General features: G+C 44.6%; 13 protein-coding genes. 3 read left to right on the top strand and 10 right to left on the bottom strand.

Translation table 11 applies throughout. The annotated features are described in order from the left end of the window. Positions 1-21: 21 nt before the first annotated feature. The gene (locus DFR58_RS08480) at positions 22-1,548 is read right to left on the bottom strand and encodes a transcriptional regulator (RefSeq protein ID WP_114297396.1); all 1,527 of its coding nucleotides are present in this window, start codon (positions 1,546-1,548) and stop codon (positions 22-24) included. 252 nt (positions 1,549-1,800) lie between these two features. Here DFR58_RS08480 and DFR58_RS08485 point away from each other — a divergent pair, with 252 nt between their 5' ends. Continuing rightward, positions 1,801-5,646 carry an S-layer homology domain-containing protein gene (locus tag DFR58_RS08485; protein ID WP_114297397.1) on the top strand — a complete coding sequence of 1,282 codons (3,846 nt, stop codon included), beginning with the start codon at positions 1,801-1,803 and terminating at the stop codon, positions 5,644-5,646. Positions 5,647-5,733: 87 nt separating this feature from the next. Here DFR58_RS08485 and DFR58_RS08490 read toward each other — a convergent pair whose 3' ends face one another. Further along, the gene (locus DFR58_RS08490) at positions 5,734-6,486 is read right to left on the bottom strand and encodes an SGNH/GDSL hydrolase family protein (RefSeq protein ID WP_114297398.1); all 753 of its coding nucleotides are present in this window, start codon (positions 6,484-6,486) and stop codon (positions 5,734-5,736) included. Between the two features lie 248 nt (positions 6,487-6,734). Between DFR58_RS08490 and deoC the strand changes: the two genes are divergently transcribed. Then, positions 6,735-7,400: a deoxyribose-phosphate aldolase gene (gene deoC, locus DFR58_RS08495; RefSeq protein ID WP_207659171.1), complete on the top strand. Its 666-nt coding sequence runs from the start codon at positions 6,735-6,737 to the stop codon at positions 7,398-7,400. A 106-nt stretch (positions 7,401-7,506) separates the two neighbouring features. Here deoC and DFR58_RS08500 read toward each other — a convergent pair whose 3' ends face one another. The 7 genes from DFR58_RS08500 to DFR58_RS08530 all read right to left on the bottom strand — a co-directional run bounded on the left by DFR58_RS08500 (position 7,507) and on the right by DFR58_RS08530 (position 17,012). Beyond that, positions 7,507-8,817 carry an amidohydrolase family protein gene (locus DFR58_RS08500; RefSeq protein WP_114297399.1) on the bottom strand — a complete coding sequence of 437 codons (1,311 nt, stop codon included), beginning with the start codon at positions 8,815-8,817 and terminating at the stop codon, positions 7,507-7,509. Between the two features lie 55 nt (positions 8,818-8,872). Continuing rightward, positions 8,873-9,688, bottom strand: a complete 816-nt coding sequence (locus DFR58_RS08505) for a methyltransferase domain-containing protein (protein ID WP_114297400.1) — start codon at positions 9,686-9,688, stop codon at positions 8,873-8,875. 37 nt (positions 9,689-9,725) lie between these two features. Then, complete coding sequence (locus DFR58_RS08510; protein WP_114297401.1) at positions 9,726-10,970, bottom strand: adenosylhomocysteinase; 1,245 nt, start codon at positions 10,968-10,970, stop codon at positions 9,726-9,728. A gap of 477 nt (positions 10,971-11,447) precedes the next feature. After that, on the bottom strand, positions 11,448-12,284 hold the full coding sequence (locus DFR58_RS08515) for a purine-nucleoside phosphorylase (protein WP_114297402.1): 837 nt from the start codon (positions 12,282-12,284) through the stop codon (positions 11,448-11,450). 130 nt (positions 12,285-12,414) lie between these two features. After that, positions 12,415-13,803, bottom strand: coding sequence for a SpoVR family protein (locus DFR58_RS08520; RefSeq protein WP_114297403.1), 1,389 nt, complete (start codon positions 13,801-13,803; stop codon positions 12,415-12,417). A 35-nt stretch (positions 13,804-13,838) separates the two neighbouring features. Then, on the bottom strand, positions 13,839-15,035 hold the full coding sequence (gene yhbH, locus DFR58_RS08525; RefSeq protein WP_114297404.1) for a sporulation protein YhbH: 1,197 nt from the start codon (positions 15,033-15,035) through the stop codon (positions 13,839-13,841). A gap of 48 nt (positions 15,036-15,083) precedes the next feature. After that, positions 15,084-17,012: a PrkA family serine protein kinase gene (locus DFR58_RS08530; RefSeq protein ID WP_114297405.1), complete on the bottom strand. Its 1,929-nt coding sequence runs from the start codon at positions 17,010-17,012 to the stop codon at positions 15,084-15,086. Between the two features lie 380 nt (positions 17,013-17,392). On the opposite strand from DFR58_RS08530, the gene DFR58_RS08535 reads away from it, so the two are divergent. Then, positions 17,393-18,991 (top strand): MSCRAMM family protein, encoded by a 1,599-nt coding sequence (locus tag DFR58_RS08535; RefSeq protein WP_207659173.1) that lies wholly within the window; start codon positions 17,393-17,395, stop codon positions 18,989-18,991. Between the two features lie 35 nt (positions 18,992-19,026). On the opposite strand, the gene DFR58_RS08540 is transcribed toward DFR58_RS08535, so the two are convergent. Continuing rightward, positions 19,027-19,356, bottom strand: coding sequence for a hypothetical protein (locus tag DFR58_RS08540; protein WP_114297407.1), 330 nt, complete (start codon positions 19,354-19,356; stop codon positions 19,027-19,029). Positions 19,357-19,393: the final 37 nt, after the last annotated feature.

The raw sequence follows: 19,393 nt of genomic DNA on the forward strand, positions 1-19,393 counted from the left end.
ACGTTCTGCTACGGGCACGCCTCACTTTACATTGCTCAGCTTTTTTGCATATGCTCGCAAAGCGGCAGCAACAACTGTGTTGTGAGGATTCTCATATGCGTTTTCTTTAATGATACTTTTCAAAAAATCCCAATAAGATGCCGCCATATTTCCCTCGTTCATAAAAAGCAGCACCGGAGGCTGGGATGTTTTTGCAATAATAGCTCCCACATCCTCCCTGACATAGACTGAATACCGATTCTCCGTCGGCTCCTTTGCCAAGTGAACATGGTAGTTTTCACATGTATCCAGCAAATTAATAACATTATGCAAATGCAGCAGGTATTCGTCCTGCGTATAATAAACTGCACCGCCTCCTAACATATCCGAAAGGGCCATCTTCACCTTTTGGGACACCACCTCCTTCGGCTGCAGAAGTACGACAATTTCTGTAACACTATGGCTGAGCAACAGCCTTTGAAATTTTTCATTTCTTGTCTTGTGATAATCAAGAATATGAGCGTTATTTTCTTCCATCCGGCATAGCATCTGCGAAAAAAGCACTTCAGGCATCGTAAGCAAAGACAGGGATTCTGTCTTTAAAAGTACGTTGCTCTCTTCTTTTTCAAATTCCGCAAGGGTTGCCAGGCAGGCTGCCCTATCCTTTGAATTAAAAATGCGCATAAGCGGCCGGCACATGGACAGATATTGCAGGTATTCCTCTTGGAAAGATGCCACAGCGGTTGGGTTGCGGAACAAGAGATTTACGGAGTTAGCTGTTTGTTCATTCACAGATCCAGATACCACCGCTGCTGTGTCAGGGGCTATAAACAAAGAACGCCTGAAGATTCCGTCACGCTTTTTGGGGTAATAATACGGTTCGATGCTTCCTGCCATATAAAGCGGCATCCATTGACTGATGGCAGTGAGCATCTCGTCCAAATTCCGGCTGATAGTATGAATGATTTTTATAGTATGTCCCTGAGAGAGCGCTTTGATCATCAAGGCTGCGTATTGTCGTTCGTAAGCTGGATCTGCCGTCATCCAGGATGTTTCTTCGTCGCTGAAAAGCAACAGTGTTTGCTGTTTATCCTGCGCAATTATCTCATTAAGGAAATAAAGAACCGCCCGCCGTTTCCCCTCTATACCGTAATAAACCGCCAGTTCATCATTTGGGAAACCTTTGTCGTATTCCTGAATTCCCGCTGAAGGCATTGGTCTGTCCTTTATCTGGGAAAACCCATTTAAAAACTTCCCCAGCTTATGATTGCTGCTATCGTCTTTAGGCAGCATCCATAAGGCAATAGCATTTGCCAGAAGCTTGGTATCTTTCGGCATCGGGCTGAGTTCCATTATTTCTGCCACCGCTTTTTGGGGATAGCCATCACCGCAGCGGCGGGCAAAATAATCCGCCATGTTTTTTATAACATCTTCACTGCGTGGAGGCAGTCTCTTTCCGCTGCGCAGCCGACTGATATAAGAAGCGTCAAATGACATATGGCGGGACAGTACGCTGTTGGATGTTTTGGTGAGATTCATCAGAAAGTCGAGCTTTTCATAAAAATGCATGTCAATATATCCTCCAAATCTTCAAATACTTTATAATATTATATCACATAGTCCGACAGAACGAGAAAAAAGTGGCACGTTTCATGCCTCTTTTTTGTCATTGACAAATGCCTCGCTTTTGTTTCTTCAAGCTATGCTTTTTCTGTATACTTAAAAATAGGCGGTTTGTTTCCGAATTCAGTTAAAAATCAGTATTTTCTAAAATCGGATACGCTGTCATAATCATTCTTGAATATGAAGGAGGACTGAATTATGCTAAGAAAAACAGCCTCAGTAATGCTTGCTCTTATTATTATCCTTTCAATGACGGCTGTAAATCCCGTAACCACTTTCGCGGATGGCTCTTTTCAGGTTGAGGGCGGCGAACCTGAAACGGATTTTACATACGAAAGCGGCCTGCTGACGATATTGACCGATACGCCTCTGACGATATCCGGAAGCACAACCACCGATAGAATTAAGGTGACGGATGGAGTTAACGCAAACATCACTTTAAGCGATGTTAGTATTGAACCTATAGCAGACTATACCTGCGGATTCAAAATAGCAGACAACTCCACAGGCAATGTGAGCATTACCCTTGAAGGAACTAACCTTCTTAAAAGCAGTACTGACTTTGCCGGATTAGAGAAAAACGGAGTCGGCGGAGATGTTGGTACACTTACCATAAGTGGTGACGGTTCACTGACAGCCATAGGCGGTGAAAATAGCGCAGGTATTGGCGGCAGCTACAGCGGAGGCGGTTACAGCAGCAATATCACAATTGAAGGAACTACTGTCACAGCTACAGGCGGTTACGGCGGAGCGGGAATTGGCGGCGGTAACCTCGGTGGAAGCAGCAATATCATTATCAAAGGCAGTACTGTCATAGCCACTGGCGGAGTCTATGCAGCGGGAATTGGCGGTGGTAGCGGCGGCAGTGGCAGCGAGATCACTATCGATGACGGCAGCAATGTTACAGCCACGGGCGGTGAACATGGCGGAGCAGGCATCGGCGGCGGCAAAAACGGCGGCAGTAATATCACAATCATCGACAGTACTGTCACAGCTACGGCCGGTGGTGCCACTGGCAGCGGCGCAGGCATTGGCGGCGGCGGTTATAGCAATATCGGTAGTAATATCACCATCAGAGGCAGTACTGTCACAGCCAAAGGCTGGGGTCCCGGTGCAGGCATTGGAGGTGGTAATAGCGGCGGTAATGTCACCATCGATGGCAGTACTGTCACAGCCACGGGTGGCTCCTACAGCGCGGGTATCGGCGGAGGAGGTTACGGCAGTAGCGGCGGTAATATTACCATCCGCGGCGGCAATGTCACAGCCACGGGTGGCTCCTACGGCGCAGGCATTGGTGGCATCGACGGCGGCGCTGTTTCGATTTCAGGTGATGCTGTGGTATTCGTAAATGGTGATGCTTCTCACAGTGCCAATGATATCGGTTGCGGAAATGGCGGTTTTTCAGACGGAACTTTGGAAATTTTCGATACGGCGGCAGTGTTCCTTTACAATGGAAACGGGCCTGTCGAAAAGTACGTAACCTGTAATGACGGCCATATCCTTTCCGCACCGATGAGTTACGATGAAAACTTATACGGCATTGCACTTCCTGTTGGCTGGTCCGCCGCAACAAATATTTGCGCCTATGTGAGGCCGGTTGAGCTTGCTTACGATGCAAACACCGGGGGTGGAACTGTCCCTTCGCAGAAACAGCATATTGGCACCACTGGAACGATACAGCCGGGAAATAGTTTGTACCGAACAGGCTACAATCTTAACGGCTGGAATACGGAGCAATATGGGGAAGGGATGAATTATACCCCGGGCGACAGCTTTACTTTTGATACGAATACGACCCTTTACGCCAAATGGCAACCGGAAGAATACACCATCCACTATACGCTGAACGATGGCGAGGTGGGGGAAGCAAACCCGACAAGCTATGACATTGAGGACACATTTACGCTCAATAACCCGATTAAGACTGGTTATGACTTCACGGGCTGGACATCGGAAGGATACAATATCCCGATAACGACCGTAACGGTTGGACCGGGCACGATAGGTCATCTTTCGTTTATAGCCAACTGGACAGGTAGCACCTATACCATAGCCTTTAATGGCGAGGGTGTAACAGTAGAACCCGCTTCAAAGACAGTTACATACCATTCCCCCTATGGAACACTCCCGTTACCGATTAAGACAGGCTTCAACTTTGCGGGCTGGTGGACGGACAGTAACGGCACAGGCACACAGATAACCTCCGGGAACACCGTTACTACGGCAGATAACCATACGCTTTACGCAAAGTGGACGGACAAAGCTGTCATATCCATAGCACAGACGGTGCAGAGCCACACGTACGACGGCACGGCTAAGGCTTTCGCCATAACAGGCATAAGCGGCTTTGACGGCGTATCGGCAAGCGATTTTACGGTAACATATAATCAAGGTGATGGCAATATTTCTCCTGTTAATCCCGGCAGCTACAACGTTGAAATTATGAGAGGTGAGGATGAAACCTTCGCCCAATTCAGTGTAACGGTTGAAAATGGTCTTGTAATTAACGCGGCGGCGGTTGACATAGCTGCAATCTCTGGCGTTACAGCACCAATGCGTGGTGCTGTTCCTGTCAGTGCTATTGACGAAACGGATCAGTACACCGGCACGGTAACATGGAAACCATCAGTTACCGGCACTTTCGCCGCTTCTACCGAATACACGGCAACCATAACCCTAACGCCAAAAACCGGTTACACCCTGACGGGCGTTACGGCTGACTTCTTCATTGTAACCGGCGCAACAAAATACAATAACGGTGCTGATTCCGGCATTATCACGGCTGTCTTTCCCATAACAAGCGCAGCATCCGGAGTAGAGGGCGGTGGTGGCAGCAGTAAAGGAAGTAGCAGCGGCGGCTCTCCATCGTCAACTGTTAACAACGTTACATGTGAAGTAACGTCAGACAGCGGTTTTCACTCCACCTTGCAGGTCACTGTCGATACAAACAGCAGAACAGCTTCCGTTGACATCGGCTCTAAGCTCCTTAATAAGGGCAGAACAGCTATCACCATACCTTCCATCCACACTGCTGATGCTTACAAGGTCGGCATACCTGTTCGAGAGCTTTCAACGGCACGAGAACAAGGCTCGCTGACTCTTAATACCGATGTGGTAAGCGTAGCTGTCCCGTCCAATATGCTGACCGGAGTAGCGGGCATGAGCGAAAGCAAAGCGGAGATATCCATCGGTCATGGCGATAAGAACGGGCTGCCGGGCAATGTGAAGTCTGCACTAGGCGAAAAGCCTCTCGTTCAGCTCACACTTTCCATCGACGGCAAGCAGACCCGCTGGAGCAATCCCAATGCACCCATTACGGTAAGCATACCTTATACCCCCACTGCGGAGGAGCTTGTAAGTCCTGAAAGCATAATAGTGTGGTACATCGACGGAAGCGGCAATGTCGTCACCATTCCCAACGGACGCTATGATGCGGCGACGGAAACAGTTACTTTCAGAACCACGCACTTTAGCAGCTACGCGGTAGCATATAATAAGGTAAGCTTCAACGATGTAGCGGCGAGCGTATGGTATAACAAAGCCGTGAGCTTCATCGCAGCGAGAGGAATCACAACGGGCACAGGCAACGGCAATTACAGCCCCGAAGCAAAGCTCACGCGCGGTGAGTTCATCATCCTGATAATGAGAGCATATGGCATATCTCCCGAAGAAAACCCGACGGACAACTTCTCCGACGCGGGCAATACATACTACACCGGCTATCTCGCAGCGGTGAAAAAGCTGGGTATCTCCACAGGCATAGAAAACAACATGTATGCGCCTGGCAATCACATTACACGTCAGAGGATGTTCACACTGCTGTATGACATGCTGAAGGCTATTGGCCAGCTTCCCGATGGAGACTCGGGAAGATTGATTTCCGACTTTTCTGACGCAGGGCAGATTAACTCTTGGGCAAAAGAAGCCATGATGCTGCTCGTCGAAACCGGAACAATCTCCGGCAACGGCGGCAAGCTAAACCCCACGGGCACAACTACCCGTGCGGAAATAGCTCAAGTGCTGTATAATCTGTTGGGTAAGTAAAATTTCACAAAACGCCAAATAGGCTGCTAAATCCCTTGTATTCAGGGAATTAGCAGCCTATTTTAATTTGAATAAATATGCAGTACATCAGCAAACGCCGTCGGCAGCCCCATCCTGACATTTCAGAAGAGAGCTGTAATTCAGCCTTATATATTCAACCACCTTTTCCGCAATAAGCCTGTGCCCTTCCCTGTTGGGATGTATCCCGTCTATGCATATGAACTTGGTAAAGTCCGGCGAATGCAGAAACGCGCTTCTTATGTCAATCAGCCTTGTCTTAGTCTCCTCCGCAATGCTTACTATTGCAGAATTATAACGCTCCTGCCACCAGTATATCTTTGTAACGCTCCCAAGCCATGAAAAAATTCTGTGGCCTGCCGCGGTGCTGTTTTTGCTCACCCATTTAAAATAGCGGTCGGCATCTAATGGAGGAAGCGTAAATAATATGGGCACTATTCCCCTGCCCTTTAAAGAGCTTATGGTGTCCGTCAGAAGCTGCTTAAAGACATAAAAATCAGTCTTAGGTGAATGGACAGCCTCAGGGTTGTCGGCTATTTCATCCCAATTGAAATCGCAGTCGTTTCCTCCATACTCGATAATAACAATGTCGGGATCGTTTTTTGAAACATCGTTCTGCAGCCTGCTTACACCTCTGATGATTGTATTGCCAAATTTCGCCACATTGTATATAATACCCTTCAGCCTGTTTTGAACAATAGAAACATAGCTATCCTCAATTATTATATACTTGCCCCTTTCCTCGTTGTAAACAACGCCCTTTGAAATGGAATCTCCCGACACAAGTATCTTAACTTCATCCTTTTTAATAATCTCATCCATAAACATACATCCTTAAAATTTATATAACCAACCACAATCCATGTTGGTTCCGAAGGTTTTTGTTATTGGCTTTGGCCTATATTACCAGTATAATAGATTTGTATGTATAAAGCAACTTTATATATTATTAACAACATGTTAATTAATTAGTACAGGCAAATTTTTTTTTGAAACCTTATTGTTATTCGTAAAAACAAAATGGTAAAATAATACTGCATAATATAGAAAAGCTGAAAGGTGGAATTATAATGATTTCAATAGACCCTAAGAAAATGGCATCAATGATTGATCATACTCTTTTAAAGCCCGCCGCTTCAAAAGAGCAAGTTCTCCAATTCTGCAAGGAAGCTCTTGAATACCAGTTTGCGTCGGTTTGCGTAAACCCGTGCTTTGTGGGCATCGTCAGCAAAAGGCTTAAGGGCTCGGGTGTCAAAACCTGCACTGTGATAGGCTTCCCCTTAGGCGCCAACAGTACCTCCGTTAAAGTGTTCGAGGCCTCAAATGCTGTCCGCGAAGGGGCTGATGAGCTTGATATGGTCATAAATACAGGAGCGCTGAAGGACGGAGACTTAAGCTATGTTGAAAATGATATAGCTCAGGTTGTCAAGGCATCGTCAGGTGCAAAAGTAAAGGTTATACTTGAAACCTGCTTTCTAACCGACGAAGAAAAGGCCATCGCGTGCGTTCTGGCAAAAAAAGCGGGGGCGGATTTTGTAAAAACCTCCACCGGCTTCGGCACCGGCGGTGCAGTTGCCGAGGATATTATTTTAATGAGAAAAACCGTCGGCAGCTCTATGGGCATAAAGGCCTCCGGCGGAATAAGGCACCTGCAGCAGGCGCTGACAATGCTTGAATGCGGTGCAACCAGAATAGGCACCAGCTCCGGGCTGACAATTATAAATGAAATGCTGTAATACAACAGTCGGGGACACTTATTTAATTTTAAAATAAAACAGCAACACCGTTGGCAGAGGCGGAACACCACAGGGAGTGCTCCGCGTCGCAGGATTCTATGCTATATTACTTGTGTAAAATCCTTTTTGCTGTTTTTTCTACTTCATACATTGCTTTTTCCCGATCAATGGTTTTCAGCTCTCCATTCTCCATTAAAACAGTTCCATCCACTATTACGGTACATACATCCGATGCCTGTGCAGAGTATACCACGGCAGACAAAGGATTATTCATAGGACACAGGTGAGGTTTGTCGGTATCAAGTATTATTAAATCGGCCTTCATGCCCTTTTTAATACACCCTGTCTCTTCATGGAAGCCCAGAGCCGAAGCTCCGTTTACCGCAGCCATGCGCAAAGCCTCCCCTGCATTAATAAGCATGGGGTTCATGCTCCTGCCCTTATGTATAAGGGCGGCAAGATTCATTTCCTCAAACATGTTCAGGTTGTTGTTGCTGGCGGCACCGTCAGTGCCCAGACAAACATTTATTCCTCTTTCCACCATATCCGGTATTGGGGCTATTCCGCTCCCCAGCTTTAGATTGCTGGTGGGATTGTGTACCACATTAACCTTTTTGCGGCATAAAACATCAAGGTCATCGGCATCAGGGTGTACACAATGCGCAGCTATAACAGGAACATCGAAAATCCCAAACTCAAGGCACGCACCCACAGGGCTTAAGCCGTATTTCTTTATGCTGGTCTCCCTTTCCGCCAAAGTCTCAAGCACATGTATGTGTATCCCTGTGCCAAGCTGGCGTGCAAGTGCGGCGGCTTCTCTTAATGGGCCCTCGTCAAAAAGATATACCGAATGTATTTCCACATATACCTTAATACGCCCCCCCGCGTTATTGTGCCACCTATTGAAGAAGCCAGTACACCCCTCCTCGTCCACTGATATACCGGGATTTCCTCTCACCCCCGAAACGAGCGGGCCTTTAGATATGTTAGCCCTTATTCCCGATTCCATAACTGCCTGCGCAACCTCATCCATATGCAGGTACATGTCTGCAAAGCACGTAGTGCCGGATTTAATCATCTCAATAATGCCAAGCATACATCCCCAGTATATGTCCTCAGGTGACAGCAAGCCCTCGGCAGGAATAATTTTATTAAACAGCCATTCTTCAAGAGACAGGTCGTCCGCGAAATTCCGCAGCACTGTCATGGGGCTGTGTGTATGCGCATTGACAAGCCCCGGCATGGCAAGCCTGTTCTTTCCGTCAATAATCTTTTCGGGCTTAAAATCATCAGCAAGCTCCGATAGCTTACCTACGGAATATATAATTCCATCTTTTATGGCAACATTCCCGTCCTTGATACATGAGCCCAGAGCATCGCCCGTAATAATATCCATATTTTTTAATAAAATATTCATTTTTATAATTCCTCATCATTGCAATATATTTATCCCGAACCGGCAATGACTGCCGTCACTTGACCGCAGTCAGTATGAATATCTTTTTGCCGCCTTTTATTCCCTTGCCTTTGCTTGCTCCGTCACAGTCAAAATCCTTCTCAATTTTGATGTCCCTGAAACCCGCCTGCATAAACAATTCTTCCATTTCTCCCACGTCAAAGCCCGGCCACTTGTCATGCATCTTTTCCATAAGAGCACGATCCCCGTGCTGTACAAAATCTAAAACAAACACACTTCCACCGGGCTTTATTACCCTGTACATTTCCTCTATGGAGGCCTCCGGCTCTTCTATATGATGAAGCACCATGCTTGCGCATACCATATCCACGCTGGAGTCTTCCAGAGATATTTCTCCCCCGTCGGTCAAAACAGTGTCAATATTCTTCAAATTCTCCCGGAAAGCTTTTTTCTCAAGCTCCTTAAGCATACCCTGTGAGATATCCACCGCAATAACCTTTTTAACCCTTGGAGCCACAGATATTGAAATGTACCCATCTCCCGCCCCCAGATCTACAACTGTCATATCACTCTTTAAAAGCTCCATGTCCAAAAGCTTTTTCAGTATTTCGTCGTCGTAATATCCCTTCCTTAGCTCCTCCCACTGCGCCGCGACTTGGTTGAAAAACTCCTTTGTCTCTCCCTCGCTGCCCGAGTATAGCTTGGAATCTCCCGAAGACAGCCATTCTATCAGCGCCTTCCTGCTGAATCTCCATTCTCTGCCTATTTTTCTCGCGGGGACACTCTCCTCCTTAAGTAATTTTATGAAGGTTTTTACACTCACTCCGAAAAGCTCCGCAGCCTCTTCCATATTGAGTATCTCCCTGTGCATATTCACACCTCTATACCGGTATATATTTTATTTTAATTTACGCCCAGCTATCCAGATATTTTTTCTGCTGCTCGGTGAGAGCGTCTATTTCCACTCCCCATGCCGCAAGCTTCATCCCTGCAACCCTTTTGTCTATATCGTCGGGGACATCTATTACCCTTACCCCTGTGCTGCCGTGGCTTTTAAGTATATACTCCGCGCTTAACGCCTGCAGCGCAAAGCTCATATCCATTATTTCGGCAGGATGCCCGTCGCCTGCCGCAAGGTTTACCAGCCTTCCCTCGGCAAGAATATTAATCCATCTGCCGTCAGACATTTTATAGCCCATTATATTTTTCCTCTGCTCCTTTTTCTCCACTGCCATGCTCTCAAGCTCAGGGATGCAAAGCTCCACGTCAAAGTGCCCGGCATTGCAAAGCACCGCGCCGTCCTTCATAACCTTATAATGCTCTCCGTGGATAACCCTTTCACAGCCTGTAACGGTAACAAATATGTCCCCGTGCCTTGCCGCCTCGCTCATCCTCATAACCTTAAACCCGTCCATTATAGCCTCCGCGGCCTTTACTGCATCCACCTCGCACACTATAACATCCGCTCCGAAGCCCTTTGCCCTCATTGCGATACCTTTTCCGCACCATCCATACCCCGCAACCACCACATTCTTGCCCGCAACGATAAGGTTGGTGGTCCTGTTTATTCCGTCCCATACCGACTGCCCCGTGCCGTACCTGTTGTCAAAAAGATATTTGCAATACGCATTGTTTACAGCAACCATAGGGAATTTCAATATCCCTTCCCTCTCCATTGCCTTAAGCCTTATAACTCCTGTTGTCGTTTCCTCGCAGCCGCCCTTCACATGGGGCAGAAGCTCCTTGCGGCTGGTATGCAGGAGATGCACCAGATCTCCTCCGTCGTCAATTATTATATTGGGCTTGCAATCCAAAGCCTTGTTTAAGTGCTCAAAATACTCTTCCTTTGTGGAATTATACCATGCAAACACATCCAGACCGTCCGCTGCCAGTCCTGCCGCAACATCGTCCTGTGTGGACAGGGGATTGCTTCCCGTAACAGAAACCTCTCCACCCCCTGCGGCAAGAAGCTTTGCCAGGTACGCGGTTTTTGCCTCAAGGTGTACTGAAACAGTGATCCGCACGCCCTCAAACGGCTTAGATTTTGCAAATTCACTTTCAAGTGCCCTCAGCAACGGCATGTTTTTTCTTACCCATTGGATTTTTTGCCTCCCTGCTTCGGCAAGTCCGATATCTCTAATAACACTTTTCATAAAATCTACCTCCAGCTTATATCTGCTTAATATTATTTCACCCCGGGAAATTTACAATTCAAAATCCCGCAAAAAATAGCCTTTCTGTTTTTATAATATAATTATTTCCAGCCCCATTATATAATAGTTTACTTTACTTATCAACAATAAAATTCTCTTATATTTATCTCTTCTTCATCTATTTTCACTTAAATTACCGTCTATATAGGACACGATAAAGATTTTACAAACATAGAGGATATAATTGCTTGCAGAAATTTTTAATAGCGACGAAAAGATGCCTTGTGGGGAAATGTCTCACGGGTCTGTCATCAGGCACTTTTCTTAGATGTATTCCTTACGGGCCAAAAAAATTTCTTCCATCAAGTTATATCCTCCATGTAAAATCTTTATCGCTATATATATCAAAAAAGCAAAGGGACATTTCCAAATTTAAAAGGGAGAGGCTTCTCTCCCTTTAATAAAATCCCCCGTATGTTAAAGCTTTTCCACTATTGCCTTTACAAGCCGCATAAACATTCCTTCAACCTCTTTTGCCGTCTTCATTACCTCCTCATGACTGAGAGGCTGGTTTAAAATCCCCGCCGCCATGTTGGTTATGCAGGATATACCCAGCACCTTCATACCGGCATGTCGGGCCGTTATGACCTCGGGAACGGTGGACATGCCGACTGCGTCGGCGCCCAGTATTCTAAGTGCGTTTATCTCTGCCGGAGTCTCGTACATAGGTCCCTTTGTAAACGCGTATATGCCCTCTTGTATATCTGTGCCTGATACCTCCGCGGCAGCTCTTGCCAAATCAATAAGCTCCCTGCTGTAGGCCTCCGACATGTCGGGAAATCTCACTCCGAACTCATCGGCGTTTTTACCCCTTAACGGCGAGGGACTAAAAAAGCTTATGTGGTCTTTTATAAGCATCAGAGTTCCGGGCTTGAAATTCTTATTCACTCCGCCCGCCGCATTAGTAACAATAAGCTTATCCAGTCCAAGCAGCTTAAAAACTCTTATATGAAAAACAACCTGCGACACCTCATAGCCCTCATAATAGTGAAACCTTCCCTTCATTGCCAGCACCGGCCTGCCTCCAAGCCTTCCCGCTATCAGAACTCCCGAATGGCCCTCAACCGTGGTAACGGGAAAATTGGGTATATCGCTGTAAGCTATTTCAGTTGTGTCCTCCATCTCATTAACCAGAGGCCCAAGCCCCGATCCCAGCACAATGCCCGCCTCGGGCTGTACCTTAAGCTTACCCCTTATAAATTCTGCCGCCTCCAGTGCCTTCCTATAAAAGTCATCCTTTTGTATGCTCTCCATATCAAACCTCCATAAACCGGGTGTATAAAATAAAAGTGAGTATTCCATATCATCCTTCACTTAAATTAAATACATCTCCATAAACTTTATCTATAGCAATTATACCAACTTTACAATTTATTGCAACAGCCTACGTATTCATAAGAGATATTCTCTTTTGCTCATCGCATATGATTGCCTTTCTCTTATTGTCAATAAACGTCGTCATCATTATCCTGCCCTCCCATAAGTCGTTTAAGTGCTTTAGAGTCTCATACGCATAGTTGAGCTCCAGCTCCCTTCCCTCATACTGGTGCTCCAAAACAAGCGTATTATCCTTCTGCACCCACTCAACTACTCTTATGGAAGGAATTCCTCCCATCCCTGATGAGGCGGCAAGTGTGTCTCTTATTTTTTTCCAGCCCTCATCATCGGATATCTGGGAGATAAAATAAGCATTGTCACAATTTATATATTCAAACAGATTCATTTCCCTGCACAGATCATAGGTAAGATACCTTCTTAAAAAGGACTCGTCCCGCTCCACTTCTCTGACCTCAAAAATTTTCTTAGGGTTGTCGGGGTACATTTTCATAAGGCTTTCAAATATTTTAAAGCCTACATAGTATGGATTCACCTGTCCCTTATATGGACATATAACCTGATTATGCCTTTTAAGAAACTCCATATGCAGTGCCTGCGGCAATTTAAGCCTGTTTAATATGGTATAGTGCCACAGGCTGGCCCATCCCTCATTCATTATCTTTGTTTCAATCTGAGGAATAAAATAAAGGGTTTCCTCCCTTACCACATCCAGTATATCCCGTTCCCACTCGCTTAGCCTTCCATAGATTGATACAAAAAGAAGTACATCCTCCTCCGGCTCTAAGGGTATTTTTTTAATGTCAACGGGAATTTCACAGCTCTGAAGCTTAGGGTTAAGCAGAGGATATTCCTCCGCAGACCCCTGCATCTTTTTCAGCATAGCTCTTTTCTTGTCTTCTTCCGAGACTCGTCTCTCTCCTATTACCCTCACAGTTTGGTATTTTAAAGCATGTGCGGAATTTAAAAACTTCTCCACCTTCTGATATCCTATACCAGGGTCTGCAATATACTCCCGTATTCTGTCGGCGTGATTCTTAAACATTTCAACGGTGTATTCAGCTCTTGTTCCCGTCTTGAACAGCCTGTTGTTTTTAAAGAAATCATTGTGCCCATATACATGGGCAATTGTTAAAATCTGCAAAAGAAGGGTGTTATCCTTCATCAAATAAGCAATGCATGGGTCTGAATTTATAACCATCTCATAGGGCAGACCCGACATATTATACCTGTTTAACGTTTTAAGCCTTTCATATGCCTTGCCATAGCTCCAGTGGGGGTAGTGGGAGGGCATTCCTGTATAGGTTTCGTATCCCATCATGTCATCACAGCTTACTATCTCAAACTCCTGATCATAAAAATCAAGGCCTTCCTCTCTGGCAACCCTCTCTATTCTGTCATCCCATTCCTCAAGCTCTCTCATGCTGTAATCCGCCAATCATATGCACCTCCCTTCAGCTTGAAAAGCCTCCTCTATTTTTCTCCGTCCTTCTCCAAAAGCCTTTTAAGAGAATTGAGAAGCTCCTCCTTGTTGGACATTGTAACAACAACAAAGTTTTTATTTTTAATATTTTTTTGAAAATCTGTTTTTATGGTGCTTCCCGACGAGTAATAGCCGGGAATAATTTCTCCGTAGCCAAATAAATTGCACACCTCACACAGCTTTCCTGCAAACTCTATCGCCCTCTTGTTGTCCTCTGTCCAGTTGTCGCCGTCACTGCAATGAAAGGCGTAAATATTCCAGCTCGCAGGGTTATACCTCTGCTCAATTATCTCAAGAGCTTTTTCATACCCGCTGCTTATATAGGTTCCTCCCGATTCACCCTTATGAAAAAACTCATCCTCATTTACTTCCTTTGCTGTGGTCGTATGTGCCACATATGCAATCTCGACGTTGGAGTATTTGAGCCTTATAAATTGATAAAGCAAAAAATAAAAGCTTCTCGCCATATATTTTTTTGTTTGATCCATAGAACCCGATACGTCCATAATGCATATTATTACGGCATTAAAATCCTTCTTATGCTCCTCCCTCACTCTGTAGTATCTTAAATCGTCATCCATAAAAGGAAATCTTTTTGTGCAATATTCCTCGGCATTTTCATACTCGCTGTCTTCCAGTTCCTTTCCGGTGCGCTTATATGCCTGCACTCTTTTAATCTTTTCCATAACGGAGCGCCTTTTGGCAAGCCTCGGAGGAATTCCCTTCCTCTGATATCCAATCTTTTTAAGGCTTCTTACAACCTCAAGATCCGAAAGCTTTTTTTTATCTATATCGGGAAGGTTTAAGTCCTCAAACAAATAATTTACCAACTCCTCAATGGTAATCTCGGTTTCATAAATATCCTCGCCCTCCTGATTTCCCACCTGCCCGCTGCCATTGGCTCCCTTGCCTGCCTTATCCTCCCCTATTTTATCTCCCCTTTTTTCGTTTCCGTCACCTGTACCGACACCGGAGGAATTTTTCCCATATATAAATTGATATTCCTTTATACCCTTTATAGGAATCTTTATTTTCTTATCCTTGCTCTGGCCTATTATGCTTTCCTCAGCTATAATATTGCCCAGATTTTTTTTGATGGCTTCCTCTACCAACTCCTTATGCCGCCTTCTGTCTTCAAACGACCGACCCTTATCACCACTTCCACTGAACTCTTTAAACACAGCCATTATCCATCCCACCTCTTACGCCGGCTTCTCCAACAAACACACAATTCTCTAATCCTTCCACAAATTATTTGCAGCGTACTTTAAAATTACATTGCAGCAGCAATCGCAATAACCGTTTCTTTTCATCTCGTCAACCATAAGATTGAATTTTTCACTCTGCTCGTTATCTCTCACCTTAGCTTGAGTGATAACACGGCTGAGCTCCTTAACAGACGCCGTAAGCTTTTTTTCTATTGCCTCCTTTAAAGGCTCATAGCTGTAAAAATCAAGCTTTCCTCCATTGCGGAGGACAAAAAACATATACGCCGTTACATCTGATCTAAAGCCCTTTGCGGCGGAATCGGTAATCCCTATCTGCTCCTCTATGGATCTTAAGAATTTTTCATCCGGCTCAAGCTCCTGCCCTGTGTTGGCATCCTTTATCTTGGTCTTGTTCACAAACGCCTCCGCATGGTCAAGATAATTATTAAACAGGCTCTCCGCCTGCTCCCTGTATCCGTGAATAAATGCCTTTGTAACTTCCTTTTCAAGCATCTTATTATATTCCTTTTTAATTCCGTCCTGTATAAATCTTAAATATCTCTCCCTTTCCTCTTCGCTTATGGCTGTTTCCTTAACCGATTTAACAAGAGTCTCCATTACAGATATAGGATTTATGCAATTGTGCTCGGACTCAGACAGCGCAGTATCAAGCGCCTTCATTATAAATCTTGTTGAAATTCCCGTCATTCCCTCTCTCTGATTTTCATCCCTCAAATCAAATATGTCTACCTTTTTGGCCATTCCCTTCTCCACAATTTCCTCTCCGTTGTAAATTTTAAGCTTTGTAATGGGGTCAACCTTTGCGGAGGGCGCAAGCCTTGTTAGTATTGCAAACATTGAAGCTACCTCTATGGTATGGGGAGCAATATGAGCATTGAACCTGCTCTTTTTGAGCATCTTTTCATATATTTTTATTTCCTCGTCAAGCTCAAGGCAGTAAGGAACCTCAACCTTTACGATTCTATCCAGTATGGCTTCGTTGGTATGATCCGACTTAAATTTATTCCACTCTGCTTCATTAGAATGTGCCAGAATAATTCCGTCAAAATAGATCATAGCTCCCTTTCCCGGAGAGGGAACCGACTTTTCCTGTGTAGCCGTTATCATTGTGTGAAGATACTCCGTCTCATTTTTAAAAACCTCTATAAACTCTACAATTCCCCTGTTTCCTACATCGAACGCACCGTTTAGCGACAGCACCCTGGGATCGTCCTCGGGATAAAGGTCTATTTTGGAAATGTCTACACTGCCGATAAGCACGCTTGTGTCCTGATTATTCGGGTCTACGGGAGGAACAACGCCTATTCCCTTTCTTGACCTCACAGAAAACCCCACAGTCTCAACAGGAAATTTTTCATATTGCCCGTTGAGATCATTTTTAAGCCTATACCGGCAAACCGGGCACAGGTCGCCCTCAATATGCACACCGAGTATTTCTTCAAATTCACTTCTTAAATGCTTTGGTATCAGGTGCAAGGGCTCTTCTCTCATAGGGCAGCCCTTTAAAGCATATACGGGAGGACTCATCTCAAGCGCCCTCTTTACTGCCTCCATAAGGGAGGATTTCCCAGAGCCCACCGGCCCTACCAGATACAGTACCTGCCTTGCCTCCTCCCCTTCCATTGCCGCAGAGTGAAAATATCTTACTATTTTCATAATAGTCTTGTCTATCCCGAAAAAATCACCTTCAAAAAACCTGTATTTCTTAATTGTGTCATTTCCGTATATCCTCCGGAGTCTGGGGTTTTCATCAGTCTTTATAATATCTACGCCCTTTGAGGTTATAAGGTTATACATTCTCTGATGGGCAAGCATGGGTATGTCTGGATCTTCCTTCACTATATTGAGATATTCAATAAAGCTTCCTTCAAAATATCTTTTTTCACGTTCCCTTCTGTCTTTTGTTATTATGCTTGATAAATCAAGCTTTTCCATATAACTACCTCCCTCTATGCTAAGAATTTTATAAAGCTATTCATTTTTTAAAGAGCAGCACATCTACATACAGCACCTGACCGCCATACCTTTCTATATTTTCATAATATTACAAAACTTAATTTATATTACATGGTTTTGAAATTAAATTTATTTGATGCTGGCGGTGTATATTCGCACTCCGTGAGCTTGTTGATTCCTTTTTTTTACTCAGCCATAAAGATGTTTTTATGTTATAATATATACTTAATATCTCTCACTTGTTCTTAAAAGGGGTGCATTAATTGAATCTGTTTCTTTCTTTTTTTAAAAAAATTGCATTTACAGCCACCTCCTTGCTGGCAGGAATATGCCTGCTAATTATAATATTCTCGGTAAGCATGGACAAAACGCTTCTCTCTCCCGAGTTTCACAGTGCCTTGTTTAAGAAGCATAATATATATTCTCAGACATATTCGGCCATAAGCAATTCCATTGCCGACTACTTAAGCAGCTTGGAGGAAGCCTCTCCTCAGGAGTTTGAGAAGCATAAGGATTTTTTTAATCTACTGGGAAGCTCTATAACAGAGGAGATGATAAATACCAATCTTGACTCCATAAGGAAGGAAATTTTTGAATATTTCAGAGGGGAAAGAATGCTTCTTCCGGACATTTACCTGACAGCACAAAGCCGGGCTGCCACTCCCTCTGCGGAAGATGCTGCCGTTCAAAGCAGCACGCCCTCACAGCTTATTACAAATATTGACAGGGTAAATTTAAGCGCAATATTCATGTATATAAACAGGAGTGATATTTCCGACAGGCTTTTTGAAGCAAAATTCATTTACTACTCCTTAATGGCAATACCCGGCTTTTCGGCACTTTGTCTTATCCTTATGATAATCATGGGATTTTATGTGTACCGAAGGCTGCCATCCGCCTTCAGGTGGCTGGGGGTTTCTCTGGGTATATTCGGGGCTGTTGCAATCATCTTAAGCTCGGCGTTACTTATATATGAACGCAGCATAATGCCTGAAAGCATTTATCCCATTACCGCCTCCCTTCCTCTTCAAAGCGAGACTATAGCCTCTTACATATCAGACTGCATAACGCCGATATGGGCTTTTATGCTTATATCGGGAGTTTTCGCTTCCATACTGTCGATAGTGTGCCTTAACCTTCCGTTTACATTCTCGTGGGCGCAGACACCGTTAAAAAGGCTGTCCGAAAGGGCACAGAGCATATTGGTCGGCACACTGTATGCATTATCGTTTGCCATTGCATTTTCATTTATAATATACAGGGCAGACATAATAAGAAATGACTTCAACACAAACAACTTCTCTCTGGCAATCTCAAAAATGAAAAACGCAAACACAGTTACCCAGGTAATATCAGCCAAGGATGAAGCTATATACACCTTGCAGGTAAAGCTTTGCGACAGTGAAAGCGGTGAGCCGGTACCCGGCATAAGGATGAATGTGGGAGGCAAATCCTCATCTCCCGAAAATTACTATAATCTGATTTCAGAGGCAGACGATAAAGGCACCGCCAGATTTACACTTGGAAAGGGCGCCTTCCGCATAAGCTTTGTGCCGGAGAGCTTCACTTCGGAATATGTTGTTCCCGATCCCATTTACTGTGACCTGAAATCGGCAGGTACTACAATTATTACTGTCGAGCTTGAGCATGTGAAGAAAAATCCTCTGGAGGATGGAATAGCGGAAATTGAGGTGCTTGGTGCCGGTAATATTCCCGTACCCGGACTTCAGCTTACGGTAGAGGGTGCGGCTTTGCCTCCCGGCCACCCGGATAATATATTCTCCTACACCAACTCAGAGGGTATAGCGGTGTTCAAGCTTCACGAGGGAAGCTACAAAATAAGCTTTGTAGAAGCTAAATTTCCTAAAGACTATGCCGTTCCGCCTCCCCTTGATGTTGAGGTAATGAGCGGATCGGTATCGAGATATACAATAAGGATGGTTGGGGCAGGGCGATGACAGCAGAAGCTCCGAATAACCGCAGATGTTAATAATCATTCAAATTGAAAAATCTCTATAGCTTTTTCCCATGCAGTTCCTTGATTAATTTCATATGCTCCCGGCTTTAATATCAGCTTTTTTTCTTTCATGTAATTTATAAAACTATTTTTCTCACTTTCTTTCCATTTACCAAGTTCCTGATTTTTCTCAATAAAATTATAATCTCTTATATCACTTTCGTTGACTTCAATTATCAGAGTTTTGCCAAGAGTAACAATACCCGCTTTGTCAAAAGCATTTTTAAAAGTGAAATAATTATATAAATATATAGATACAACTCCAATTAAAATAATTGATAAACTAACTATTATAATCTTTTTCAAATACATTCCCCTCTTTATTAAAAACAGTTATAAGGTG

It is taken from the genome of Anaerobacterium chartisolvens (assembly GCF_003337415.1).
Classification (GTDB): domain Bacteria; phylum Bacillota; class Clostridia; order Acetivibrionales; family DSM-27016; genus Anaerobacterium; species Anaerobacterium chartisolvens.

Coding starts and splice junctions, on each gene's coding strand:
- DFR58_RS08515 (WP_114297402.1), bottom strand. CDS start 12,284: ATGGAGAGCATACAAAAGGATGACTTTTATAGGAAGGCACTGGAGGCG.
- DFR58_RS08485 (WP_114297397.1), top strand. CDS start 1,801: ATGCTAAGAAAAACAGCCTCAGTAATGCTTGCTCTTATTATTATCCTT.
- DFR58_RS08505 (WP_114297400.1), bottom strand. CDS start 9,688: ATGCACAGGGAGATACTCAATATGGAAGAGGCTGCGGAGCTTTTCGGA.
- DFR58_RS08490 (WP_114297398.1), bottom strand. CDS start 6,486: ATGGATGAGATTATTAAAAAGGATGAAGTTAAGATACTTGTGTCGGGA.
- DFR58_RS08500 (WP_114297399.1), bottom strand. CDS start 8,817: ATGAATATTTTATTAAAAAATATGGATATTATTACGGGCGATGCTCTG.
- DFR58_RS08480 (WP_114297396.1), bottom strand. CDS start 1,548: ATGCATTTTTATGAAAAGCTCGACTTTCTGATGAATCTCACCAAAACA.
- deoC (WP_207659171.1), top strand. CDS start 6,735: ATGATTTCAATAGACCCTAAGAAAATGGCATCAATGATTGATCATACT.
- yhbH (WP_114297404.1), bottom strand. CDS start 15,035: ATGGCTGTGTTTAAAGAGTTCAGTGGAAGTGGTGATAAGGGTCGGTCG.
- DFR58_RS08530 (WP_114297405.1), bottom strand. CDS start 17,012: ATGGAAAAGCTTGATTTATCAAGCATAATAACAAAAGACAGAAGGGAA.
- DFR58_RS08535 (WP_207659173.1), top strand. CDS start 17,393: ATGGACAAAACGCTTCTCTCTCCCGAGTTTCACAGTGCCTTGTTTAAG.
- DFR58_RS08510 (WP_114297401.1), bottom strand. CDS start 10,970: ATGAAAAGTGTTATTAGAGATATCGGACTTGCCGAAGCAGGGAGGCAA.